General features: G+C 51.9%; 18 protein-coding genes, 1 pseudogene and 1 riboswitch. Of the genes and pseudogenes, 9 read left to right on the top strand and 10 right to left on the bottom strand.

Annotation, left to right across the window (positions count from 1 at the left end; translation table 11 throughout):
• Positions 1-33 precede the first annotated feature (33 nt).
• The 3 genes from BBD41_RS13165 to BBD41_RS13155 form a co-directional block, all read right to left on the bottom strand.
• Positions 34-879 carry an alpha/beta fold hydrolase gene (locus BBD41_RS13165; RefSeq protein WP_099477867.1) on the bottom strand — a complete coding sequence of 282 codons (846 nt, stop codon included), beginning with the start codon at positions 877-879 and terminating at the stop codon, positions 34-36.
• A gap of 334 nt (positions 880-1,213) precedes the next feature.
• Entirely contained in the window at positions 1,214-1,915 is a 702-nt protein-coding gene (locus tag BBD41_RS13160; protein WP_157929359.1) for a class I SAM-dependent methyltransferase, read from the bottom strand.
• 24 nt (positions 1,916-1,939) lie between these two features.
• On the bottom strand, positions 1,940-3,067 hold the full coding sequence (locus tag BBD41_RS13155) for an ATP-binding protein (RefSeq protein WP_237087071.1): 1,128 nt from the start codon (positions 3,065-3,067) through the stop codon (positions 1,940-1,942).
• Between the two features lie 185 nt (positions 3,068-3,252).
• Here BBD41_RS13155 and BBD41_RS13150 point away from each other — a divergent pair, with 185 nt between their 5' ends.
• Complete coding sequence (locus tag BBD41_RS13150) at positions 3,253-4,167, top strand: GNAT family N-acetyltransferase (RefSeq protein ID WP_077570471.1); 915 nt, start codon at positions 3,253-3,255, stop codon at positions 4,165-4,167.
• A gap of 93 nt (positions 4,168-4,260) precedes the next feature.
• On the opposite strand, the gene BBD41_RS13145 is transcribed toward BBD41_RS13150, so the two are convergent.
• The 3 genes from BBD41_RS13145 to BBD41_RS13135 form a co-directional block, all read right to left on the bottom strand.
• Positions 4,261-4,488, bottom strand: coding sequence for a hypothetical protein (locus tag BBD41_RS13145; protein ID WP_099477865.1), 228 nt, complete (start codon positions 4,486-4,488; stop codon positions 4,261-4,263).
• Between the two features lie 26 nt (positions 4,489-4,514).
• Positions 4,515-5,576: a hypothetical protein gene (locus BBD41_RS13140; protein WP_099477864.1), complete on the bottom strand. Its 1,062-nt coding sequence runs from the start codon at positions 5,574-5,576 to the stop codon at positions 4,515-4,517.
• A gap of 236 nt (positions 5,577-5,812) precedes the next feature.
• Positions 5,813-6,577 (bottom strand): DeoR/GlpR family DNA-binding transcription regulator, encoded by a 765-nt coding sequence (locus BBD41_RS13135; protein ID WP_099477863.1) that lies wholly within the window; start codon positions 6,575-6,577, stop codon positions 5,813-5,815.
• Positions 6,578-6,829: 252 nt separating this feature from the next.
• On the opposite strand from BBD41_RS13135, the gene BBD41_RS13130 reads away from it, so the two are divergent.
• The 5 genes from BBD41_RS13130 (at position 6,830) to phnX (ending at position 12,406) form a co-directional block, all read left to right on the top strand.
• Complete coding sequence (locus BBD41_RS13130) at positions 6,830-7,582, top strand: ABC transporter ATP-binding protein (protein ID WP_099477862.1); 753 nt, start codon at positions 6,830-6,832, stop codon at positions 7,580-7,582.
• A complete protein-coding gene (locus BBD41_RS13125; protein ID WP_099477861.1) occupies positions 7,575-9,191 on the top strand; it encodes an ABC transporter permease subunit in 1,617 nt (538 codons plus the stop codon). Before BBD41_RS13130 ends, BBD41_RS13125 begins: the two co-directional genes overlap by 8 nt.
• Positions 9,192-9,467: 276 nt before the next feature.
• A complete protein-coding gene (locus tag BBD41_RS13120; protein ID WP_099477860.1) occupies positions 9,468-10,460 on the top strand; it encodes an extracellular solute-binding protein in 993 nt (330 codons plus the stop codon).
• Between the two features lie 33 nt (positions 10,461-10,493).
• The gene (gene phnW / locus BBD41_RS13115; protein ID WP_099477859.1) at positions 10,494-11,588 is read left to right on the top strand and encodes a 2-aminoethylphosphonate--pyruvate transaminase; all 1,095 of its coding nucleotides are present in this window, start codon (positions 10,494-10,496) and stop codon (positions 11,586-11,588) included.
• A complete protein-coding gene (gene phnX / locus BBD41_RS13110; protein WP_099477858.1) occupies positions 11,585-12,406 on the top strand; it encodes a phosphonoacetaldehyde hydrolase in 822 nt (273 codons plus the stop codon). Before phnW ends, phnX begins: the two co-directional genes overlap by 4 nt.
• Positions 12,407-12,470: 64 nt before the next feature.
• Here phnX and BBD41_RS13105 read toward each other — a convergent pair whose 3' ends face one another.
• From BBD41_RS13105 to BBD41_RS13095, 3 genes are all read right to left on the bottom strand, one after another.
• The gene (locus BBD41_RS13105; protein WP_099480603.1) at positions 12,471-13,433 is read right to left on the bottom strand and encodes an alpha/beta hydrolase; all 963 of its coding nucleotides are present in this window, start codon (positions 13,431-13,433) and stop codon (positions 12,471-12,473) included.
• A gap of 219 nt (positions 13,434-13,652) precedes the next feature.
• Complete coding sequence (locus tag BBD41_RS13100) at positions 13,653-19,871, bottom strand: isopeptide-forming domain-containing fimbrial protein (RefSeq protein WP_099477857.1); 6,219 nt, start codon at positions 19,869-19,871, stop codon at positions 13,653-13,655.
• Positions 19,872-20,252: 381 nt separating this feature from the next.
• Positions 20,253-20,350, bottom strand: a riboswitch (cyclic di-GMP riboswitch).
• A 320-nt stretch (positions 20,351-20,670) separates the two neighbouring features.
• A complete protein-coding gene (locus BBD41_RS13095) occupies positions 20,671-21,432 on the bottom strand; it encodes a kanamycin nucleotidyltransferase C-terminal domain-containing protein (protein ID WP_077570451.1) in 762 nt (253 codons plus the stop codon).
• A 259-nt stretch (positions 21,433-21,691) separates the two neighbouring features.
• Here BBD41_RS13095 and BBD41_RS13090 point away from each other — a divergent pair.
• Positions 21,692-22,407 (top strand): annotated as a pseudogene (locus tag BBD41_RS13090) (class I SAM-dependent methyltransferase).
• Positions 22,408-22,511: 104 nt separating this feature from the next.
• Positions 22,512-22,949, top strand: a complete 438-nt coding sequence (locus tag BBD41_RS13085) for a hypothetical protein (protein WP_237087106.1) — start codon at positions 22,512-22,514, stop codon at positions 22,947-22,949.
• Positions 22,950-23,049: 100 nt separating this feature from the next.
• On the opposite strand, the gene BBD41_RS13080 is transcribed toward BBD41_RS13085, so the two are convergent.
• The gene (locus BBD41_RS13080; RefSeq protein ID WP_077570445.1) at positions 23,050-23,628 is read right to left on the bottom strand and encodes an LOG family protein; all 579 of its coding nucleotides are present in this window, start codon (positions 23,626-23,628) and stop codon (positions 23,050-23,052) included.
• A 302-nt stretch (positions 23,629-23,930) separates the two neighbouring features.
• Between BBD41_RS13080 and BBD41_RS13075 the strand changes: the two genes are divergently transcribed.
• Positions 23,931-24,242 carry a MazG nucleotide pyrophosphohydrolase domain-containing protein gene (locus tag BBD41_RS13075; RefSeq protein WP_418304253.1) on the top strand — a complete coding sequence of 104 codons (312 nt, stop codon included), beginning with the start codon at positions 23,931-23,933 and terminating at the stop codon, positions 24,240-24,242.
• Positions 24,243-24,327 lie beyond the last annotated feature (85 nt).

The raw sequence follows: 24,327 nt of genomic DNA, 5'->3' as shown, positions 1-24,327 counted from the left end.
GACAGCGCAGGCTTTCTTCATCCGTTCATCCGTTCACTCATGTATCCAATCGGAAAGCGCCGAGACGAATGCTTCAGGCTCCTCCAGCATCGGATTATGGCCGCTGGCTTCAAAAACAACCTTGCGTACATGGCCATACCGATCATCCACGGAATCCCACAGCGATACCGGACCGACTAGGTAGTCATACCGTCCGAGTCCGAGGAATACGGGGGTGCGCAGCTCCGCCAGCAGCGGAATCAGATTTTGCTCAGCGAAGGTCCTGCCCCATAAATCATCGATGACGGGCATATTGGTGTAGACTCCGTCCCACATTGGCGAGGCGTCAAAGGTATAATCATGAAAGCTGTGCGCGCCCATGCGGATACACATATGCACAAACCGTCTCTCAGGCTCCTTCGCGAGATCTCCCTCAAGCAGGGCGATGTCCTGCTCGAATTGCCGTTTACGCTCCGGACTGGCGGTATCCTGGAAGAAGGCCAGGCTCTGCTGCTGCCGCTGCGGGCTGTTGGTCGGCGCGGTGTTCAGCAGAACAAGCTTGCGGACAGCTTCAGGATAACGGCGGGCGTAGGCCGCTGCCATGAACGCATGCCCGGAATGGCCCATGAGCACAAAATCCTCCAAGCCCAGTGCTTGCCTCGCAGCCTCGATATCCTCCACGATGCGGTCCAGCGTATAATCTTCCGGCTGAAGAGGCCGCGGCGGCTTCGCAAACCCCCTGTGGTCAAGGGCAATCAATTGGAATGCTGTATAAAAATGCTCCGAAAACAAGCGCGGATAATACACACTGCTTCCTACGGCAAGAATGGGTTGACCTTGCCCGCGGACTGCATAGTTCAATGCAAATCCACCGCTCATGATCGTGCCGTTTCTGTTCATGTTCATCGTCCTCTTTTCGTTTATATTCGTTAAGCATCAACTCCTTTCACGAAATATCCCATCACATTCTCCATCGAACGCTCCAGCATTTCATGCTCACCTCGATTACATCATGGTTCTATGATGCCAGTATACCGGAAACTCGGAAATGGTGGGTATAGGTTTTTAATTGATTGTAATAAGACCATAGGCTTAAAGCTTATCGAACATCGTCCGCTCTGCTTCTTCTGTGAATGGTACGTGGTCAGGTGCATGCTTGGATGGCTGTCGACCCAACTTACATTGTGGACCATTTCAGCCGGGATTGGCTGAAACGCATGCATGTTTTCGGACTCTACCGCTTCCGGAACAGGGCCGTCCACAGGAAAGACTCCCCAAACAGCGGGCCGGGCTGCTCCATGCTCCGCATTCGCCGGAACTCGACTGACTCGAAGGATTTGAAAATATCCCGCAGCTTCTCCTCCGTGTACCCGAGGCCTCCTTTCAGGCTTCGCTCCCGGTATACGTCCCAATCCGACATCTCTGCCCCCATGCCGCCTGCGGCAAAACAGACAAGGCCGAAGAAGCCGCCGGGCTTTAAGCAGTTGTTCAGCATTTGCAGGTAGCTGATTCTCCGGTGCGGAGCAATATGATGAAAGCAGCCGCAGTCGTACACGAAATCGTAGGCGTTCGGGGAGAGTTTTAGCTCGAACAGATTACGGCAGTGGAACTGCACCTCGGCATTCAGGGCATCGGCACGTTCCTTGCCCCAAGCGATCGCCTCCTGCGACAAATCGACCGCATCGACGGAGCAGCCCTTCCGCGCCATGTAAATCGCATTGCGTCCGGCGCCGCAGCCGAGCTCGAGCACACGCCCGGGCCCGATCCGCCCATCTTCGAAATACTGGACGAGATTCTCGTCCGGCGCATTGACGAAGAAGGGAATGCTGCGGTTCCGGTCCGCGTAGAAGCGGTCCCACCATGGCCCCTCCTCCCGGAAGAAGGAGTCAAGCATCTGGAAAACATCCTCGATTTCATGGATCTGCTCGACGTTTATCGACATCACCATTCATCTCCTTTTTTAAGAGGTTATATGGAAATTAGAGCCGCTAAGAGTGACGATAAGCTGCGGATAAGCGGTTGTAATGGACGCCGTGTACTTCTTGATTCGGTTGAAATCGAGGGCTTCGTGAAAGAGCTCCCGGTCTGGTGTGAACGTAACGCTGGTACCAGTCTCCCGAGTTGTTCCGATGATCTGCATCCCGGTCTGAGGAATGCCGCGGCGGTACTCCTGGCGATGAATCCTCCCGTCCCGCCGGATCTCGAGCGTCAGCGCTTCGGAGAGCGCATTGACAACGGCGATGCTGATTCCCTTCTCGGCTCCCGGGACCAGAAGCTGCGCACCGTTATTCAGGCGTTGGATATCCGTCAGTACGGATTGCGCCTCAGGTGTGTTTGAATGCGGGAGCGCCTCTACCGGAATGCCCCTTCCGTCATCAGCGACGGTCACGCTGCCATGCTCATGCAGGAAAATTCCGATCTCACCGGCATAACCTGCCGAATGCTCCAAAATGACGTTCTCCATTACTGCCCAGAGCAGGTGATGCGCATCAAAATTTCCGGTCGTGCCGAAATACAAGCTTGCATGCTGCCGGGCTTCTGCCATATCCATGTAGCTGCCCGTATCCAGCATGTCGCCGGCTGCGGCGAGCAGCAGCAGGAGCGGAAGCTGACGATGCTTCGGTACCGTATAACGCCCGCCCGGCTCCTGTTCCAGCAAGTCCGCGCCAAGAAGCGCCTTCAGGTGATGATACAGCTGGCCCGTCGTCCCCATACGCAGGCGTTCAACAAGCTCGGAGCCGGTGAGGGGCGCTGCCAGCACCGTTTTCAAAATATCCAGCCGCTGTTTATGGCCGAGCGCGGTGATGATTTTGGCTGCCTTCTCGGTCTGGATACCCAAAAGATCGGCCATCTGCCGTTCCTGCGGCTCCAAGCGGATACCTTGCCCTTGTGAAAACACCGTTCCGGCATAAAAAACGGAGCTGCGCTCCTTGAATGGCTCATCGCTTCCCGAAACGTCATTCTGCGCCTGCCGAACCGGACGGTTCTCCGGCTTCCGGTCCAACAGGAGCTGATAAACCAGCTGCTGCAGCTCTGACATCTGCTGCTTTAAAGCTTCAATTTCACGGATTACATCCCGATTGTTCATAGGCTGGACCCTCATGTTCATATCTGAATTATGTTATTACGTAATTATTATATTTCATAATTAAGTGATTGTATATCCATAATCAGGAATATAACCAACGACGGTTTTGTTTGACTTTAGCCATTTTTTATATAGGTCAGGCCGCAGGACCATCGTACAATGAAGGCAAAAGGGGGAAGCGAAGCTTGAATATACGAATCATACGAAACTTCCGGCAGGACGACATGCCTTTGCTCGGAGCGTTATACGAGGCCGTGCGCCAAGGGGTCGGACTGTTCTGGTGGGTGGGCGATGAAGACAACTGGACGAACGTCTTCTGCGCATTTGAAGAGGGGAAGATGGTCGCCAAAGGACAGGTGGCTGTCATCAATGTGCTTCCAGAGGGTTGCCCGGAAAGCTGTAAGCATCATATTTACGTCAATCTGAAGACCGTCCCCGAGCGGGAGCGGGATACTGAGCTGCTGGAGGAATTGTACCAACGGCTCTATACCCGGGCGCTCGAGCTGAAGGAGACGCTGCCCCGCCATCATGGCACTTATTTATGTGTCGGTAATTTTGCCCATGAGGAGAGGAATACGGCGTTTTTCACAGAGGAGAAAGGGTTTAGGCCGCTGGAGAACCTGTACTCCATGGTCCGCACCTTGAACAGGCCGATCCCTTCATTTGTCCTTCCGGACAACTTTAGCTGTCTGTTATGGGACATGCAGACCGAGCGGGAGGAAGCGAGGTATCTGAAGCTGGAGGCCGAGGTATGGCCGGATGCACCGCTTGGCTTGAACCGGCTCCGGGAATACAAGGCGAAACCGAATTGGACGGCGATCATCGCCGCTGAGGGGGAGCAGATTGCAGCCAGTGTCATGGCATGGCAGGAGAAGGGAGGCAACGGCGTCATTGAGGACGTGTTCGTCCGCGAGCCTTGGCGCCGACAAGGGCTTGCCAAGTACTTGCTAAGCCGGGCGATGAATTATTTGCGGGAACACGGCGCGGAAACGGCAGAGTTGGAAGTTAAAGCGGCGAATGCCTCGGCCTTGTCGCTCTATCAATCGGTCGGATTCGCCCAAGCCGGGGAAGAGCATCGATTCTATGTGCCGATCCCGTGAGATGGAGCATGGCAAAAAGGAGAAACGCAACCGTTTCGGCTGCAATTCTCCTTATTTTTTATTTTTATGTCCCGTCGAATAACGGCCGCGATGCTAAGAACGAAGCCGAAGATCATGAGAAACGCTCCGAGCAGCACAATGCTGTCGGCCCCCATTTGCGCTGATATGGTACAGCAGGAATAGTCCGATCCCGAACAATGTGCTCTGGATGCCGAGCAATAACAGATGCAGCGATTTTCGTCTGAAGACGACCGTCAGCGCGTATACGGCCACCAACGACACGATCAGCGAGGGAATCGCGGCGCCGATTAAAGTGATCAACCTACTTCCCCCTGTTAGATATGACGTTAAGCCGGAGCAGGGCTCTCCCCATCTTTCACATTCGGGTTAGCAGCAAGGATATCTTCCGTAACCCTCCACAGCTTCGGCAAGTATTTCAAGGCTTGATCCGCTCGGCTGAACAGGTCATCCCTGCCGGTGATGCCGAGGTCGGCGAGGAGCGAATCAAAGGCCGGCCGGTATTCCTGCTGAAGCGCCGGTGATGCGTCGGCAGCCAGGATGGCATGGCAGCGGGCGTATGTGGCGACCATCCAGAAGACGGCCTCCCGGTGGTTCCCCTGGGCGATCAGCTCCCGGCTGCCGTCGATGGCAATCGGCCTGGCCTCCGGCGTAATGTCGCTGCTGAAGAAGAAAGGCGTCTTGGCAACAGCGCTGGCTGCATCAAAGGTGCGGGCAAGGCCTTCAAGATGCCCCAAAGCTTGATTCTGAGTCATCAGCTGACAGCCCAGCAGCTCCAGCAGCTCGCTGTACACCCCGTCATAACCATATGCTCTCAGCACATCGCGGGCTGCCAAATATCTAAGCCGAACAGTTGGATTACGAAGGTCGGCGACCAGCAGCAAATGCGTCGTAATCCCGGTGGGAAACAGCCAGGAGGTTACCTGCTGATGCCAGGGTGCGTCCTTCGGAATGGAGCGAAGCCCTGTTATGATGCGCTCCCGGACGCCTTCGCAGCGGCGCATGACCCAGGCCCGGTCAGCGAATTGACGGGCAACGGTTGCCTGCAGCTTGCGAAGCTGTCCGGATGGATCTGCAATCAATGTGTCCACGCGAAAGCTGCCGGCCAAATGATGAGAGGATAGCACCCGCTCGGGCGAAGCAAGGTCCTGCCACGACAAATAAGTGACCTCAATCAAGGCGTCCTGGTAACGAAACTTTCCAGGCTTCATCGGAGGCTCTGCGCGATCGGTAACGACCATAACGTCGATATCGGAGGATGGCGCGATCTCGGCGTCGTCCGGCTTTCCTACGGTGGAGCCGCTGAAGTAGGCACCCATAAATCCGGGCTCGCTGCCGGCATGCTGCAGCACCCAATCGGCCGCGGCCGCCCGAGCTGATCCAACGTTCATAACCCGATTTCCTCCCCTATCTGCATAGTGTTGTATTCATTAGAAAAAACATCCTGATCTTCTTACCATTATATTGACTTCCATTTGGTAGTACAACTACAGTACGATGGATCGATCATTCATTCATTTGTTCAAAACGCCGCCTCTGTTTCCTGACCATGGCATACCCAAAAAGGACATTTCCTCCGGATTGGAACCCTTACGTTCCCGGAGTGAAATGTCCTACTGTTATGTTTCTACATTTCTGCAATAACAAGCTCGGTACCCGTCTTCTTGAATTTCGGAATAAAGCTTCGATTCACGTTGGAATCGGTCACGATACAATCGATTTTGTCGAGCGAAGCAATCGACACGGTCACGTCCTTGCCGAATTTGGTGCTGTCGGCCATCACGTAGACGTCCTTGGACAGCTCGATCATCTTTTTGCGGGTAATGGCTTCCTCCAGATTGTAATCGGAGATGCCCCGCTCGATCGTAATACCGCTGCAGCATATGAAGGCTTTCTGCACATTCAGCTCGTGAAAATTAAAGATATACTCATACGCAACGACCGACTGCTCCTCCCGCCGTATTTTTCCTCCGATCATAATCAGCTCCACGTCGCTGTCCATCAGCTCCATCGCAACCGGAAGCGAATTCGTTACGACCGTCAGCTTCTTCCGGTGTTTCACGTACTTGGCGATCTGGTAGGTCGTCGAGCCGCTGTCGATATAGATGCAGTCGCCTTCTAAGACAAATTCGCTGCATTTGCGGGCGATCCGGTCCTTCTCCTCCAGATGGCTGACCATGCGCTCATCCATGGAGGATTCGCCGAACCGGGACTCCGCAAGCTTCACGCCGCCGTATATTTTCTCGATTCGCCCTTGGTCGGTCAGAATATTCAGGTCCCGGCGCAGCGTATCTACAGAAATCTTCAGCTCATCGGTCAACTCCGTGATCTTCATGACTTTTCGAATTGTCAGCAGTTCAATGATTTTCTGTTGCCTCTCCAGCGGAAACATGCCCTCACCCATCCCATCAGCATTAGCCGAAGCCTCGTTTTTTCATGTCCAGTTTACCGATTTTCCCCTGCTTATTCAATAGAGCATCCTATATTATTCATAAGTTAGGCATCCATTAAGGATCAATATGACCATAACATGGTAAAGATTTAGTAATGATTTATGCATAATTTACGTGGGTTTAACAGTTGGCATGATTCCTGTTTACATAGGATTTCTATACTGGGAGTGTGTTTAAGGGAGGTGACCGGTTTGCTGAAACTCCAGCATGTAAGCAAACATTTCGACAATAAAGCGGTTTTGGACGATATCAGCGTGGAGATCGGCACGGGAGAGATCGTCTCCCTGCTCGGTCCGAGCGGAAGCGGAAAGACGACGCTGCTGAATATGATCCTCGGTCTGACGAAAGTCGACCAGGGCAAGATTTTATTCCACGATCAGGACCTGAGCCGCGTGCCGATGAAGAAGCGGGGATTCAACATTGTTTTTCAGGATTACGCCTTGTTTCCGAATCTGAATGCCTACGAGAACATCGTCTATGGCTTGCGCAATAAGAAGGGGGCTGCCAGCCCGCAGGAGGTTCATGAGTATATTGATTTTCTCGAGCTAAAGCCGCATTTGAAGAAGCGGATCGGCGAGCTGTCCGGCGGGCAGAAGCAGAGGGTGGCACTCGCAAGAACATTGGTCACCAAGCCGAGGATTCTTTTGCTGGATGAGCCGCTCAGCGCCTTGGACGGCGTCATTAAGGAGTCGATCAAGCAGCGGATCAAATCGATTGCGAGGGAATTCAAGCTGACAACCATTATTGTCACGCATGACCCGGAGGAGGCGCTTACGCTGTCGGACAAAATCCTCATCATCCATCAGGGGAAGGTGGCGCAGTTCGGGACGCCTCAGGAGATTGTCCATCAGCCGCAGAATGAGTTCGTGCGGGAGTTCATTATCAGGCAGCTGCACATCAAGCGCCAAAACATTTACAACCTATTCGGTGAGCAGTATGCCTAACGCCAAACCGGAAATGCGGGTGATCTTTACCGTCATCCTGCTGCTATTCGCCTTGTTCCTGTTCTTGCCGCTCTTGATTCTGCTCGTGCGTTCGCTGGAATCCGACCAGGGCTTTACCCTCGGACATTATGCTTCGGTGATATCGAGCCCCGAAATGGCGGCGTCGATCGGGAACAGTCTGAAGGTATCGGCCATGACGGCTGCCATTACAACAGTGCTGGGCTTCATCCTTGCGTATTCCATTCATTGCACGAAAATCTACCGCCCGCTCAAAGGTGCGCTAAAAACCGCCATCATCGTCCCGATGCTGCTGCCAACGATCACATACGGGTTTGCCATTATGTATTCGTTCGGCAATCAGGGTCTGATCACTCGGATTACCGGGCGCAGCTGGTTTGAGATATACGGCTTTAACGGCCTGTTGATCGGCTATGTCATTTACACGCTGCCGCCGGTGTTTCTGCTGATCCATAACGCTTTTCAATACATGGACAAAAAATTCATCATCGTCTCAAAGCTCATGGGCGACAGCACGCTCAGAAGCTTCCTGAATACGATCCTGCGGCCTTTGGCCGGCGCCCTTGGCGGCGCGTTCGTGCTGTCCTTTATCTTAAGCTTTACCGATTTCGGCATCCCCGCCTCGGTCGGCGGCACCTACCCGGTGGTGGCTACGCAGCTCTACCAGGTCATGCTCGGATCGATCCCCGATTTCAATCAGGGCGCGGTCATCGCGGTGTTGATGCTGGTCCCGGCGGTATTCGGCATCTGGCTGCTGCGCGTTCTGGAGAGGTTGAACTTTCATTATGACAAGCTGTCCGATACCGAGCTGCCGCAGCACCGGACTCGTGATATTTTGTTCGGCGTCGGTTCATCGGCCATTGTGCTGGGGATGCTGTCCGTATTTGCGGTGATGTTCATAGTGCCTTGGCTCGGCAGCTACCCATATGACTTGACGTTCACCCTCAAGCATGTGAAGGACGTGCTGCAATCCGGAGATTTGACCGGAGTTTATCGCAACTCGCTCTGGGTTGCGCTATTGACGGCGGTGTTCGGAACGTTGACGGCTTACTTATCCGCGCTGCTGAATACGCGCACTTCGCTGAAAGCCCGGTCCGGCACGGATGTGATCTCGATGATCACCAACACGGTGCCCGGCATGGTGCTCGGGATCTCCTATCTGCTGCTGTTTAACGGCAGCACGTTGAAGGGGACGTTCACGATTATCGTCCTGTGCAACATCGTTCATTTCTTCACGACGCCATACCTGATGGCCAAGAACTCCCTGTCGAAAATGAACCCGGCTTGGGAGACAACCGCCGAGCTGCTCGGAGACAGCTGGATCAAGACGGTGTGGCGGGTCATTGTGCCGAATTCTGTGTCGACGGTCATCGAGATGCTTAGTTACTTCTTCATCAACGCCATGGTGACCGTAAGCGGGATTATTTTTCTCGTCTCCGCTCAAACGTCGCTCGTCGCCAGCAAAATCAAAGAGCTGCAGCATTTTGCCAAATTCAACGAAATTTTCGTACTGTCGATGCTGATCTTCTTTACGAATTTGATCATTAAGCTGGTGTGCGATGCATTGCAGAGGAGAACGGCGCAGCGCTGACTTACCGATTTTAAGTCCGCTTCGCTGCCGGATCGTATTTCCGATCGCTGTTGTCCGGATTTCTCGGATGGAAGAGAGAGTTCGGTAGAAATCCGAAGACAAAGGCGAGCGCATTCGCTTCTCCAATACGATTCCGTCCTCTCCGCTGGGTATACCGGCCGTTGGCAGACGAAAGCTCTGTGCTCGCATCACCATTTTGACATGAGCAATCGCGTGAAATCTCTCAGCTTTCCATGAAATTTCAAATATAAAAAAATACAAGGAGTGGAGTTAATCATGATGAAGACGCTTAAGGGAATGCTGCTGTCATTGTCTGCAATCAGCATGGTGTTTGCGCTGGCCGGCTGCGGCAGCGGCACGTCCGGGGAAGCGAAGAAGGTTGTAATTTACACCAACGGGGATGAAGAAGCTGTTGCGGCGATGGAAGCCTCTCTCAAAAACGCCGGATACGACGGGCAGTATATCATGCAATCGATGGGGACATCGGAGCTTGGGGGCAAGCTGATGGCGGAAGGAAGCGATATCGAGGCCGACCTGGTCACCATGAGCTCGTATTTTATTGAAAGCTCGCAGACAAAGCATTCGATGTTCAAAGACCTTGCCTTCGAAACAGGCGCCATCGACACATATCCCGCATACTACACGCCGATTCTCGCCAACACCGGAGCGATCTTCGTGAACACCGAGGTGCTGAAGGAGAAGGGACTGCCCATGCCGACTTCCATTACGGAACTGACCAAACCGGAATATAACGGACTGGTATCGATTCCGAACATTATGGATTCCTCCACCGGTTGGCTGCTCGTTCAAGCGATTATCAGCCAGTATGGACAAGAAGCGGGGCAGCGGGTGCTCCGTGATCTGATCGCCAATGTCGGTCCGCATCTGGAGAGCTCCGGCTCCGGGCCGATCAAGAAGGTTCAGGCGGGGGAAGCGGCAGCAGGCTTCGGCCTTCGCCATCAGGCGGTAGCGGCCAAGGCATCCGGTGCTCCGATTGATTATATCGATCCGATGGAAGGCAACTTCTCGCTGACGGAATCGATTGCCGTGGTGAATAAGGAGAACGGAAATACGGACCTTGCGATGAAAATGGCGGAGACCATCATCAAGGATGCGCGAAAAGATTTGATCGTGAACTATCCGGTTGCGATCTATAAGGGCGAAACGGTCGACGAGGCGAACAAGCCGGCGCATGCGCTGACTTTTGAGAAGCCGCTGACCGTCGAGCTGCTGAAGGAGCATCAGCAATTTTTTAACGGATCGAAATAATGGAACTTTACTTCATAGGAGTGATGGGAAATCATGAACAGCTATAAGCTATTGACACCGGGACCGCTGACCACGACTCGAACCGTAAAAGAGGAGATGCTCTTCGATCGCTGCACATGGGATGATGAGTATAAATCGATTACGCAAAAAATCAGATCTCAGCTTCTGGACCTGGCCGGAGCCGAAGCCACCCAATATACGGCCGTGCTGATGCAGGGCAGCGGCACGTTTGCGGTCGAATCGGTCATGACCTCCGCCATTTCCGACAAGGATAAAGTGCTGATCGTGTCCAACGGCGCTTACGGTGAACGGATCATCCAAATGGCCGAGTACATTGGACTCCATTACGCTGCATACAGAACCGGTTATGATGAGCACCCGAAAGAGGAGGAGCTTCGCTCCATCCTGAATGAGGATCAGCGCATCACCCATATCGCGATGGTGCATTGCGAGACGACAACCGGGATTCTTAATCCGCTGGACATGATCTCGGGGCTGTCCCGGGAATATGGAAAAACCCTGATCATCGATGCGATGAGCAGCTTTGGCGGCATCGAGATCGACGTGGCGGGGCTTGGCATCGACTATTTGATCAGCAGTGCGAACAAGTGCATCCAGGGCGTTCCGGGCTTCGGGTTTGTCATTGCCAACCTCGAGCGGCTGGCGGCTTGCCAAGGCGTCGCGCGCAGCTTGTCCCTGGATCTGTATGATCAGTGGAGGGGAATGGACAAGGACGGTAAATGGCGTTATACGTCGCCGACCCATGTCGTAGCCGCTTTTTCCAAGGCGCTGGATGAGCTCATGGAAGAAGGCGGAGTATCTGCAAGATTCGAGCGCTACCGGAACAATAATCGGCTGCTGCGGGAGCGTCTGGCGAGAATCGGAATCCGCGCCTATATCGCCGAGCCTGTTCAATCTCCGGTTATTACTACATTTGTATTTCCAAGCGACCGGTTCAGCTTTGAGCAATTCTACGCGTACATCAAGGACAGGGGCTATGTCATCTACCCGGGCAAGCTGACGGAGGTGGATACGTTCCGCATCGGGAACATCGGAGAGATCTATGAGCAGGATATCGAGCGGTTATGCGAAATTATCGAAGAATATATGGGAGTGATGGCACAATGAACAAGATCGAAGGCGTAATTCTCGACTGGGCCGGGACGGCTGTGGACTTCGGCTGCTTCGCGCCGGTGAATGTGTTCGTGGATATATTCCGGAATGCCGGCATCGATGTAACGATGGAGGAAGCCAGAGCGCCGATGGGCATGCTGAAGATCGATCACATCCGCGCATTGCTGTCGATGCCGCGTGTGACGGGATTGTGGGAGGTGAAGTACGGAAGAGCCTTCAATGAAGACGACGTGGAGCGGCTGTACCGCGAATTCGAGCCTGCCCTCATGGCATCCTTGTCCACGTACACCGACCCCATTCCTGGAGTGATCGAGACGGTGGAAGAGCTTCGCGGCCGGGGGCTGAAGATTGGCTCTACAACCGGCTATACGGCCGGGATGATGGAGGTGGTCGTATCGAATGCCGGGCGCAAGGGGTATCGCCCCGATGTGTTCTTCACGCCGGATGATACGCATTCATGTGGACGCCCCTATCCGTATATGATCTACCGGAACATGGAGCATCTGAAGCTGTCGACGGCCTGGAAGGTCGTGAAGGTCGGGGATACCGCGTCTGATATCAAAGAAGGCGTCAATGCGGGGGTGTGGTCGGTAGGCGTTGCTGTGGGCAGCTCGGAAATGGGGCTATCCCCTGAGGAATTCGCATCCTTGTCCGAATCGGAGCGGGCGGAAGCCATCTCGAGGACCCGGCAGACGTTTATTCGGCACGGGGCGGATTTTACGATCGATACGATGCGCGAGCTCCCCGCATTAATCGAGCGGATCGACGGTTTGCTGAGCGATGGGAAAAGACCGGGTTATTATCTCGAATAGCTTGATACGAGAAGAAGCCGCGCCTTGAGGCGCGGCTTCTTGCTGCTTGGTTAGACTAGGATTTTTAGCGAACCATGGCCGCTCTTTTATTCTCCTCACGGACATACGTACCGATAAACTCCGTCACTTCCCGGTCATAGCCTTCGGGATCGAACTGACGGGCCAGGCCGTGGCCGGCACCGGGAACGACAAACAGTCGTTTTTCCGCAGGCCCGTTCTCGTACAGCCTGTAAACCATTTCCGTCGGGACGAATAAGTCGCCGCCGCCGTGGATGAACAGAATGGGGGTTTTGGATTTCTTCACCTGTTTCAGAGCGGAGGCTTCCTGGAACGAATAGCCTGCACGCAGCTTCGTTAGGCAGCTTGTGGATTGAAGGATCGGGAACGAGGGGAGCTTATACATGCGCTTCAGCTGATATGTCAGCTCATCCGCCACGGAGGTGTACCCGCAATCCGCTACGATGGCCTTCACCTGGGAAGGCAGCTCCTCGCCGCTGGTCATCATGACGGTTGCAGCGCCCATGGATACGCCGTGCAGGACAATCTGTGCTTCTTCTCCCGTACGTTCAACGATCCTCTGAATCCACTTCACCACATCCTTGCGCTCCGGCCATCCGAAACCGATATAGTCGCCTTCGCTCAAGCCGTGGCCCCGGGCATCAGGCAGAAGGACATTAAAGCCTAAATCCTCATAGTACATTTGAGCGAAGCTGCTCATTTGCTCGGAGCGTCCGGCATAGCCGTGCGCAAGGAGAACCGTTTGGTTTGTGGCCTTTTTCGCCGGCAAATAATAGGCATGAAGCTTCAGGCCATCGTCCGCGATAAGACTCCAATTCTCGAAGCTTTGCGCGCTCCACCAGTCTTTGCTGTCCGCAAAAGGGTTCTCGACATCCGCATTGGCTGCCAGGTCCGGATTCTCTGCTAGAAATTCCTTATCTGCGCGGGCAATGGCGACGTGATAAAAATAAAAGCTGACTGCGACCATCACGATTATAAAAAGCACTAGTGCCGTAATTGCTGCTAACATGACGACAATCCTTTGTTCAATATGATTGATAACCTCTTCTATGGTCATTGTGGTGTACGTCGCGCTGAGCTGCCGTACATCGAACGAGCGGTGATTCTGGGAAGAGAGTATGCTGCTTCCTATCATAGCTTATAACCGTATCCCTTTAAAAGAACAACTTACCATAGTAACAAGCTGCCCCCCAAGCACAAACACTTGAGGGGCAGCTGTTTTTTTAGCCTATGCTTTTTTTCTTCTTCTAAGCAGAAGCGAGCCTGCAAGAAGCATCATCGCTCCGCCTACCAGATAGCTGTACATATTCGTAGCCGTATTTGGCAATTTGTTGCCGTTTGGCTCATTTGCTGCCTGATCTCCGGATTGTGCCGGATTTTGTGGATCCGCATCCGACTCGCCCAAAGCCGAATCGCTCTGGTCATCCGGTGTTTGTGCCCCAGTATTCGAATCCCCGTCGGCGTCTCCATTCGAGTCTTCATCCGGAGTACCGTTGGAATCTCCGTCCGTGTCTTCGTTCGAGTTACCATTCGGATCTTCATTCGAATCGCCGTCGGAATCTCCACTGTCACCCGGGTTCGTCGTATTTCCATCATTGTTCCCGCTGTCCGTCACATCGATGACATTCGATGGCTTCTCTGGAGTGGTCACATTATCACCTGTGACTTCACCGATGTTTACGATCGACTTACCGGCTTGTGTCGCCTTGACGGTTGCCTTGAACGTAATCGTATGCCATTCGGTATCCGTAATCCGTCCAAAGTTACCGCTCACTTTGCCGTTAACGTACTGGCCTTTGTCTCCATCGACATTATCCGTGACGGAAACGCCGTCTACCTTCAGGCTGCCTGCTACATACGTCAGCCCTTCCGGCAGGATGTCGGCAATCACAAGGTTCGATACATAGCTGCCCGCAACGGTATTGCGTGCGGAGATCGTATACTCCAGCGTATCACCGACCCCGATGATGCCGCCACTTAGATCCCGCGACGTCTTCCGTGACTCCATCACTGGAGCAGGCGGCGTTACAGGCGGTGTCACCGGTGGATCCGGATCTACCGGTGGGTTGACTGGATCGGTTGGCGGATCGATTGGCGGTTCAACTGGCGGCTCAACCGGCGGTTCCGGTTCAACGACCATTTTTTCCGTCGGTTCGCCTGGCTGATCGATGTTATCGCCAGTTACCCTGGCCGTGTTCTCGATTACCAGCCCGCCTTGACCCGGCAAAATGATAGCCTGGAACTCCAGCGTATGCCAGTCGGTATCATCTACATTGCCAAATGAGCCATATACGTCTCCGGTAACGGAATGACCAGCGTCATCGTCTTTCGGATCCGTCACTGCGACACCATCCACTTTCAAGCTGCCTGGAACATATTCCAAACCAGCTGGCAGTGTATCGGTAATCGTCAGATTCTCCAGATACGTATCGTTGACAACACCTCTCACGCGAATCGTATACGTGATGGTGTCTCCGACCTCATACGTGGCCTTGCTTACTGTATTCGCTACAGACTTATCCGTTTCAATCTGCGGATTCCGCGGATAAACTTCGACTTCATTTCTTGGTCTGTCCGGCGTGCCAACATTGTCGCCCTCGACGGCCGCAATATTGATAATATCCTTGCCGGCTTGACCCGGTAATACTTTCACCTGGAACGTTACTTTACGCCACTCAGTGTCGGTAACATCCCCGAAACCGGCGAAAATTTTACCGTTTGCGAAATGACCTTTGTCGCCATCCTGGTCATCGGTGACTTGGACGTCGTTGACCTTCAGCGTACCCGGTACGTATTCCAGACCTGTCGGAATCTCGTCCGTGACTCTCAGGTTGGTTACCCGACTATCGGAGGCCGTGTTACGCGTTTGAATCGTGTAAAGCAGGGTGTCCCCGATTTCCGGATGGGCGGCGTCGGTGTTCCCGGCTGCCTTTTCAAACAGCTCCGCTGTCTTCGTCGACTCCAGCGCGGTTTCGCGCGGATAAACCTCGACGACCTCCTCCGGAGTGCTTGGTGTGGTGATATTATCACTATCGACCACAGCCACGTTGCGGATGTCTTTACCGGCTTGACCCGGTAAAACTTTCACCTGGAACGTCACTTTACGCGGCTTGGTATCGGTCACGTCACCGAACTTGGCAAAGACTTTGCCGTTCGCGAAATGACCCGCATCGCCATCCTGATCATCGGTGACGAGTGCGTCGTCGACCTTCAGTGTACCCGCTACGTATTCCAGACCCGCTGGAATCTCGTCCGAGATCGTCAGGTTGGTCACCAGACTATCTTCGATCTTGTTGTGCGTTTGAATCGTGTAAAGCAAGGTGTCTCCAACTTCCGGATGCGCGGCATCGGTATTCCCGGCTGCCTTTTCAAACAGCTCCGCTGTTTTCGTCGACTCCAGCACGTTTTCACGCGGATAAACCTCGACGACTTCCTCAGGTGTGCTAGGTGTGGTGACGTTGTCGCCAGCTACCTCAGCCACGTTGCGGATGTCTTTGCCGGCTTGACCCGGCAGTACCTTCACATGGAAGGACACCTTGTGCCAATTGGTATCTGTCACATCCCCAAACTGAGCGAGGACCTTACCGTTAACGAAATGGCCGTTGTCGCTGTCTTGGTTATCGGTGACTTGCACGTCGTCGACCTTCAGTGTACCCGCTACGTATTCCAGACCCGCTGGAATCTCATCCGAGATCGTCAGGTTGGTTACCTGGCTATCGGTGACAGTGTTGCGGGTTTGAATCGTGTATTGCAGCGTATCTCCGACTTCCGGATGTGCAGCGTCGGTGTTCCCGGCTGCTTTTTCTAGCAATTCCGAGGTTTTCGTGGACTCCAGCGCGTTTTCGCGCGGATAAACCTCGACCACTTCCTCTGGCGTGCTAGGTGTGGTGACGTTGTCGCCATCTACCTCGGCCACGTTGCGGATGTCTTTGCCCGCTTGGCCCGGCTGCACTTTGACCTGGAACGTCACCTTGTGCCACCCGGTACCGGTCACATCTCCGAACTGACCGAAGATTTTACCGTTAACGAAATGGCCCTTATCGCCATCTTGGTCATCGGTGACTTGCACATCGTCGACTTTGAGCGTACCCGCTACGTATTCCAGACCCGCTGGAATCACGTCCGAGATCGTCAGGTTGGTTACTAGGCTGCCTGTAACGGTGTTGCGTGTTTGAATCGTGTAGAGCAGCGTGTCCCCGACTTCCGGATGTGCTGCGTCGGTGTTCCCGGTAGCTTTTTCAAACAGTTCAGCTGTTTTATTAGCTTCTAATTTTGGTTCTCTGTACTCTACAGATGTTGTTACTTCATTGGACGAGGTTGTTTTGTCTTCATTAGTGAGTAGGTTTTTATACCCCACATTCGCTTTATTTGAGACGGAGTCTCCCACACGGTCGGATAATGCTTTGACTTTGAATTGAACCGTTATGCCGTTAGGTAAGTCATTCGTGTTCGGCACTTCCCCGAGCCGGATGATCACCTTGCTGCCGTCAAAATGGCCTGCATCTTGATCAACTGCATCGGTCAAATCACTAGCATTAGTCCCGCTCACGATTTTCATCGAACCCGGAACGTATTCCGTGCCCGCAGGAATTACATCCTCGAATACCGTATTGGCGGCAACGTCTCCGCCTGCGTTTTTAATGTTGACTTCGTAAGTAATCTCATCCCCGACAAAGGCTTGTCCTGCAGGGGAAACGGACTTTTCGGCTATGACGCACGGCTCGGTTCCAAGGAAAACATCATCAATGAAGTTACCACCGGTGATATTTCCGTTAGCAGACGCTATGGCTTCAAATCCAAATCGTGTTACTGTCTGACCGGCCGGAACGGTATAAGTTCCAGAATAATATTTCCATGCGTCTTTATCGGTTGACATTGTACGAACCGTCGGAAGATTTTCCGGAGCCGTATTGCCTGAACCGATATTTACAGCCATGGTGTCTACACCGAATCTACCTTTATGAGCTAGGCGCCAATAAATGGTTTGTCCAGGAGTAGTCTCGACATCCTGATATAACGTCGCATTCTCAAAACTATTAATTTCTGCAAACTGCTCACCATGGATTACCTCATGTTTGTTTCCGGCAGGAGTTCCAGGCTCCTCCATCAAGCTCTTAACAAAAATGTCATATCGTCCTGTTGAGTCGGTTGTATGCCATCCCGGTACGTTCTCATCCTGCGGGAATGTATACCCTGGACCTGTAGGGGTCTTTGGATCGCCAGGCGTATATGCAGGTTCCTCGAAGCTGCCGTTAATTAGCGCAACGGGTCTAGTGCAGGCATTGACAACTTCTCTTTCGGTAATTTGACTCGTTGTCTCATTCGACTCGGTCGTTTCATCCTTGTCTGTGAGTAAGTTCTTGTAATCAACAGCCGCTTTATTGGTGACTGTCTGGCCGACATGGCTGGATAATGCTTTCACCTTGAATTGAAGCGTAATACCTTCAGGCAAGTCATTGGTATTCTGCAAATTCCCGAGCCTAATGATCACCTTGTTGCCGTCAAAGTGCCCTGCATCTGTATCATCTGCATCGGTTAGGTCAACGGCATTGGTCCCGCTCACCATTTTCATGGAGCCTGGAACATATTCCGTGCCCGCAGGAATGACGTCTTCAAAGACAGTATTTGCGGCAACGTCTCCACCTTCATTTTTAACTGTGACTTCGTAGGTGAGTTCATCGCCTTCAAAAACGTCTCCAGCAGGAGAAACAGATTTCTCTGCGATAACACATGGTTCGGTTCCCAGGAAGATGTTGTCCAGGTGGTTGCCGTAACCGATTGATCCACTGGATGTCGAAACGGCTTCAAACCCAAACCTTGTCATCGTTTGTCCAGCTGGAACGGTATATGTTCCTGTATAGGTTTCCCACGCCGTGTTCCCTGACGACATTTGTTTTTGTGGAACCGTATCATAGGGATTGTCTGTTGCCGGACCAATGCGAACCTGCATCGTATCCACTCCATACCGACCCTTATGGGAGAGTCTCCAATAGATTGTCTGTCCAGGTGTGGTCGGCACGTCTTGGTATAACATGCCGTTCTCAACGGCATTTAACTCCGCATAACGATTACCGTCAACAGGGGCCGGTTGCTGCTTAACTTCAGGATCAGGATAACCCTGAGCGTAATCCCAAATTTCAATTAAGTGAACATTGGCTCCATTACCTGTATCCGTTGTCATCCATCCTGGCACTTCATCCTGATAGAACATAAAAGGACTGTTGACTGGGTCATAGGATCCTCGTTCAGGTCCTTCTTCAAAACTACCATTAATCAAGGCCACTCGGTTTCCACATGCGTTAGGTGGAGTCGTTGGAGGAACCGAATCCGATACTTCAACGTTAATCGTAGCTTCGGCAGTGGCGCATTTGCCGTCATTGGCGATGACGGTGAAGCTATCGGTGCCGATAAAGTCTTGTGCTGGCGTATACGACCAAGTTCCGTCCGCATTAACCGTCACAGTTCCGTTCTGAGGATCCGTCGCGCCTTTGGCGTACGTCAATGGATCTCCATCCGGGTCGGCGCCGATTACTTGTCCCGAGACCGGCGTATTTACCGCGGTGACTTTTGAATCACCCGGCACAACGGGTGCCTCGTTCACTTTGTAAGTATTATTCGGATCGAGAGTATCGATCGGTGCGTATGCATTCACAAAATACCAGCTATGGATATCATGCGTCTCGTAATTCGGAGATCCTGTTGATCCTGTAAAACCGGCATGAATCGATTGTCCGTTAAATATCGAACCAAGATCGATGCCATTGACATCTAAAACTTTGCTGGCATTTACCCGATCCGGCGAAGTGCCCAGATGAACCTGAACATTCCGAGTTGAACTATTGTAATCGATCCACGTATAGTACTGGGTTCCGTCAGACAATTTGAAGCTGGTGCTGTCTAAATCGGTATACCAGCCTGCTTGATTCACTACGTCTCCATTTACCGCAAGTCCAACGTAGTTTGAAGAAGGATCCTTATAAACATCGTTTTTAAACGTGTCATATTTAACGGCAAAACTCGGACTAATGCCGTAATATCCCAAGCCGCCACCGTTCATATTCTGGCTGGTTGTGCCAGTCTGGAGCGTAAAGGTCAATCCATCGCTTGCGCCTTGAGCGCTCGGGTTACTCATTTTAAAAGAAAAGGCCGTGCTGAATGAATAATTGTCTCTAGGACACAGTGCGGTATTGTTAAATGCGGCTCCGCTTTGTAATGTAGTCGGCTGTGTCAATCGTATAAAATTTTGCCCTTGAGCGATTGTGGCATGACCATCCAAGGTAAATTGATTGACCGTATTTTGGGAGAATTCATCAAATTTAAAATTCAGCCAGTTATCTGCAGCCGCCTCAGCCTGTTGAGGGTACAGAGGCAGAAGCTGACCGAACAAAATGATGAAAACAGCCGCCAAACACTTTAAACGCCGACTGAATATCGATGTTCTGTTCATCGTTTCCTCCCTTATTTCTAGTGAGAGACTTTAGAGCCATCCAAGGCTGTCAATAAATTAAATGAATGATGGGATATTGTAAATTTAAAGGCAGCTCAGGGTATATGTACTACAGAGTGATGTTCGAGCAGATCGAACACTTTAGTTGGCTCTAATCATAATCTTATGCTGCACGGCGAATGTTTCTTGATCGCCTGGTTTTCCAACCCCTCCTTCGACGTATTAATCAATTTTTCTCCCCAAAGCTCCTTCCCTCCTCGCAGGTTCATTATCTATAGACAGGGCTTGAAACCCCAGCTATCAAAATAGTAAAAATTTTATCTAAAAATTAAAGAAACCCCCGTCCAAAGGCAACGCTACCAGACGGAGGTCTCCGTCGTATTCGGCAGCTGGCTGGCACTAGCATTTGCTCTATAGCAAATCCGTTAGCCCCTATAGCTTTGCGTCCCCATTTTTCAATGGGTTTGCCATGTTCGTACGAACTAGAACAGATATGTATTTGGAAAATTTAACATTTACTTAAACATATAATATATAAGTATCGAAAGTTAGGGTCCTAAGCCTTATTTTTGTAGCATTTTCTTCCTTTGTGTCGTTAATACTCACTTAGCATCGAAAAAAAGGAGATTAATTCGAGAAAGCTGAGTGAAGCGGGGGACGTGCAGCACCGGGGCTGCACGGAGTATAAGATCGACAGCCATTCAAGCATGCTCTAGACCAGAAACCTTACGCAAAGGGAGGAGTAACGGAACGGTGTAACAATTAGCTGCTGTTCGTGATGCTGTTTTTTCTACGGCAATCAAAAAGGAAGCTTGTCCAACTTATACTCGATGCCCATCTCCCCAAACCATTCGTTTAGTCCAGTCCACAAATGCTCGCAGCGCTCATATACCAGCTCCGAATCATGAAGCTGCCCGCGGGTCACCAATTCGATAAGCTCATCATAGCCCGATGGGCGAGATGGCATTTGAAGCGATTCCTCATAGGTTCTGGCTCGGGTAGTATAGAAGGTTTTGTTGGCGAGCCCGATCAGCTTGGCGCTCTGCCACGCCAGATCCTTGGCACCGAGGGCCAGGTAGCCGTGATTGCCAGCCAATTTATTGTTGCGGATTTTGCCCATCGTTTCATAAGGCTCCCAAATCATAAATTCTCTCATTACGTCCCGAATTGCTTCGTCGGAAATGTGCATCGGCCGTGTGCGAATCTCATCGAGCAGCCGGTCCGGATCATAGATTGCTTGCAAATGAGCATATGCGCCTGCCTTAATGGCCCAGGAATCGTCAACGGTCGCCGCGGAGCGCATCGCTTCGCGTTTTTGCTTCATTCCGATTTCGATTTTGAATGGGGGATAGATAAATTCATGCCCGGGAAGAGAGAAACCATCCTTCGTAATAACCCGAAGCTCGATATCGGAGTAAGGCCCGTCGATCCCTTGGGCAAGCGAGCCGTACAGGCCGATCGCCAGAATGGCATCGCCATGAAGCTGAAGCAGCCGATCCTTGATTTGGGCGACCAATTTCATTTTTTCCTCTCTTGTCGTGGGAGCAGGGTAAGGCAGCATATGTGTGACCCTCCTTATATGGCTTTTTTCAAATTGAATACGTACATAAAAAGAGTATAGCTTAAACACCGGAGTTCGGATATGAAGTGGGTAAGGAGCGTCAGAGAGGGGAAGTGTGGAGAGTTAGGAACCATTGCGGCTTGCTTCGATCGATAAATGGCTAATATCCACCCATTCCATCATATGGTAATATAGGTTTGCGGAGATGGCGCTTGGATGGCCGGGATCCGCACCAAGATCATAGCTGAGGTGAGATGAGATGAGAAGAGACGAGATGAGGCAAGGGAAGACGAAGCTGGAATTGGACCGGGTGGTGTTTATCGGCCGGACCTATGAGGAGTATATGCAGATGTTTGATCTGCAGGCAAAGGAGCTGGCAGGCAAGAAAATATTAGATTGCCCTGCCGGAGCATGCTCCTTTACGGCGCATGCCGCAGCGGCCGGATTGGATGTCACCGCAAGCGATATCGCTTACGATCATCGGATCGAGGATCTGGAGCGGAAGGGCCTGGAGGATACCGCGCACGCAATGGAATCCATGGAGCAGACGAAGCGAAACTTTGTATGGGACTTTTACGGGGATGTTGCGGGCGTTAGCCGTCATCGCCATCAAGCCCTCCGGGACTGTGTTGCGGATATGAGAGCACATCCGGAGCGGTATGTGGCTGCGGTGCTGCCGGAGCTGCCATTTTGCGATGAACAGTTCGATCTGGTGTTATCCGCCCATTTTCTGTTTATGTACAGCGATCGTTTGGACTATGACTTTCACCGAAACACGATCCGAGAACTGCTTCGGGTTACTTCGGAGGAAGTGCGTATTTTTCCGCTCACGGATTTATCGGGGAACCGATATGAACATCTGGAGCGATTGATTCAAGATTTGGAAGCGGAGGTCTCGAAGTGACCGAGAACCAGGTGTCCTATGAATTTATGATCAATGGCAACTCCATGCTGCGGATTCGAAAAACAAGATGAGGAAACCAGGGGGCCGATCAACATTCGGCTCCCTTTCTTTATGGTGATGTTTTAAGCGTGGGAGTAAGATTTTCGTATAACTGTGAGGTGAATGGTTCTTGAAAGTGATCAAATGGATGACTGTTGCTGTATTTCTTTGCTGCACCTTTGTTTTAGGGTCGTGTTCTCCACAGCAGGCGCAGAATTCTCTACCTGAAGATCAAGAAGCACAGCCTAGACAGCTGCCCCAAGCCAAAATTTCAAATGTATCTACAACCCTAGAGGAACAGGACAACTGGTTCATCGTTCCGGAAAACACGGAAACCGTGACATTTAAGGTGGAAGCGGAGCATACGAATACGGTTCTGTTCTGGATTGCTCCTACAGGTACCGAGACAGGGAAGGAACGTAAAATAATAGGTTATGATACCGATGGTTCCGATGGCTGGTCATTGGAATGGAAGGTAGGAAATCAAGCGCTGCATGATCATATATCGATTGAAGCATTGGGCGTTGATGGCCGCACAATGGATAGTTATACGCTAAATATACATTCTGAATGAGGGAGCCGACTCTGGCATTCAATGCAAAAAGAGGCTGTATCTCAAGATTCCTCGGGGAAACTTGAGTCAGCCTCTTATGTAACCAAGGACCTCTCGCGACTTAATCAAGATCCTTCCACTTCATATCCAGCGTAGGCGGCGTATAGCTCTCCATCAGCTCAAGAAGCTTGATCGGATCGTCGGAAATGTTGATCAGATTCAAATGGGATGAATTTGCAAAGCCCGCGGTAATGCTGGATTGGACCAGGCTCATCAGCGGGTCGTAGTAATTCCGGATATTCAGCAGCCCGATCGGCTTCTGGTGAATCCCGATTTGAGACCAGCACAACACCTCGAACAATTCCTCAAAGGTTCCGAAGCCCCCAGGCAAAGCGATAAAGCCGTCGGCATATTTCCCCATCGTTGCCTTACGCTCATGCATATCCGCAACTTCAATCAGCTGAGTTAGTCCGGTATGTACAATTTCGCCCTTAAATAATCCCCGGGGCATGACCCCAATGACCTCGCCGCCAAGCTCAAGCACCGTATTGGCCACCTCGCCCATCAGTCCGACACGCGACCCCCCGTACACCAGCCGGTATTGTTTTCGGGCAATCAGTTCGCCGAGCGCTGCCGCTTGGGTCTTATAATCCGGATGCTCCCCCATGTTCGAGCCTGCAAATACGCATATTGATTTCAATTCAGCCACTCCTAACCAGATGTTGATAATAACTTCGAGTAATCATACTATATATAGTGATTGGTGTCATGGATCGAAAAAGCGATGTCTTCGTGTTCTTCAAGTTAGAGCATGTTTATATCGTACTCGCCTTATGTTAAACCGCATGGTAGAAGATTCCCCTTGTATGTAAAATTTATGAATAAGCCAAGAACACTCACGGTTTCAATCATGAAATGAATCGGCTTTGGGCAATGCGTATCTACTTAGCGGCTCAAGACCCAGGTTACAGCCCAGAACACGGAGGTATTTGGACAGTGGACATGAACGAAGCGCAGCAATGGATCAAGCAATTTTACGGAGAGCGGGGCTGGACTGAACACGGCCCTTTTATCCGAATCGGTTTTCTGATGGAGGAGGCGGGGGAAGCCGCCAGGGCAGTACGTGCTTTTGAAATCGGGAGAGACCGGCCGGACGAGGAAGTGTCGTCTCAAGAGCGGCTGAAGCAGGATTTGGTGGAGGAAATCGGCGACGTTCTTGGCAATATATCATTGCTGGCCGATCTCTATGATATATCGCTGGAGGAGGCATTTCGGGCTCATCAGCAGAAGCTGCTGAAACGGTTCAGCTCCTGAATGGAGTGACGGATCGACATAGAATATGAATGTATGAAAAAAAGAAAGGTCGAGTCCTGTCATCCGGCATGCCGAATCGGAACTC

It is taken from the genome of Paenibacillus ihbetae (genome assembly GCF_002741055.1).
Taxonomy (GTDB): Bacteria; Bacillota; Bacilli; order Paenibacillales; family Paenibacillaceae; genus Paenibacillus_AQ; species Paenibacillus_AQ ihbetae.
Note: the sequence above shows the minus strand (reverse complement) of the source record. Positions and strands in the feature narration are given on the sequence as shown.

What these genes read in the sequence shown, in the direction of transcription:
- BBD41_RS13165 (WP_099477867.1), bottom strand. Translation starts at nt 879, where the DNA reads ATGAACAGAAACGGCACGATCATGAGCGGTGGATTTGCATTGAACTAT.
- BBD41_RS13155 (WP_237087071.1), bottom strand. Translation starts at nt 3,067, where the DNA reads ATGAACAATCGGGATGTAATCCGTGAAATTGAAGCTTTAAAGCAGCAG.
- BBD41_RS13140 (WP_099477864.1), bottom strand. Translation starts at nt 5,576, where the DNA reads ATGAACGTTGGATCAGCTCGGGCGGCCGCGGCCGATTGGGTGCTGCAG.
- BBD41_RS13135 (WP_099477863.1), bottom strand. Translation starts at nt 6,577, where the DNA reads ATGTTTCCGCTGGAGAGGCAACAGAAAATCATTGAACTGCTGACAATT.
- BBD41_RS13125 (WP_099477861.1), top strand. Translation starts at nt 7,575, where the DNA reads ATGCCTAACGCCAAACCGGAAATGCGGGTGATCTTTACCGTCATCCTG.
- BBD41_RS13120 (WP_099477860.1), top strand. Translation starts at nt 9,468, where the DNA reads ATGATGAAGACGCTTAAGGGAATGCTGCTGTCATTGTCTGCAATCAGC.
- phnW (WP_099477859.1), top strand. Translation starts at nt 10,494, where the DNA reads ATGAACAGCTATAAGCTATTGACACCGGGACCGCTGACCACGACTCGA.
- phnX (WP_099477858.1), top strand. Translation starts at nt 11,585, where the DNA reads ATGAACAAGATCGAAGGCGTAATTCTCGACTGGGCCGGGACGGCTGTG.
- BBD41_RS13105 (WP_099480603.1), bottom strand. Translation starts at nt 13,433, where the DNA reads ATGTTAGCAGCAATTACGGCACTAGTGCTTTTTATAATCGTGATGGTC.
- BBD41_RS13100 (WP_099477857.1), bottom strand. Translation starts at nt 19,871, where the DNA reads ATGAACAGAACATCGATATTCAGTCGGCGTTTAAAGTGTTTGGCGGCT.
- BBD41_RS13095 (WP_077570451.1), bottom strand. Translation starts at nt 21,432, where the DNA reads ATGCTGCCTTACCCTGCTCCCACGACAAGAGAGGAAAAAATGAAATTG.
- BBD41_RS13075 (WP_418304253.1), top strand. Translation starts at nt 23,931, where the DNA reads ATGAACGAAGCGCAGCAATGGATCAAGCAATTTTACGGAGAGCGGGGC.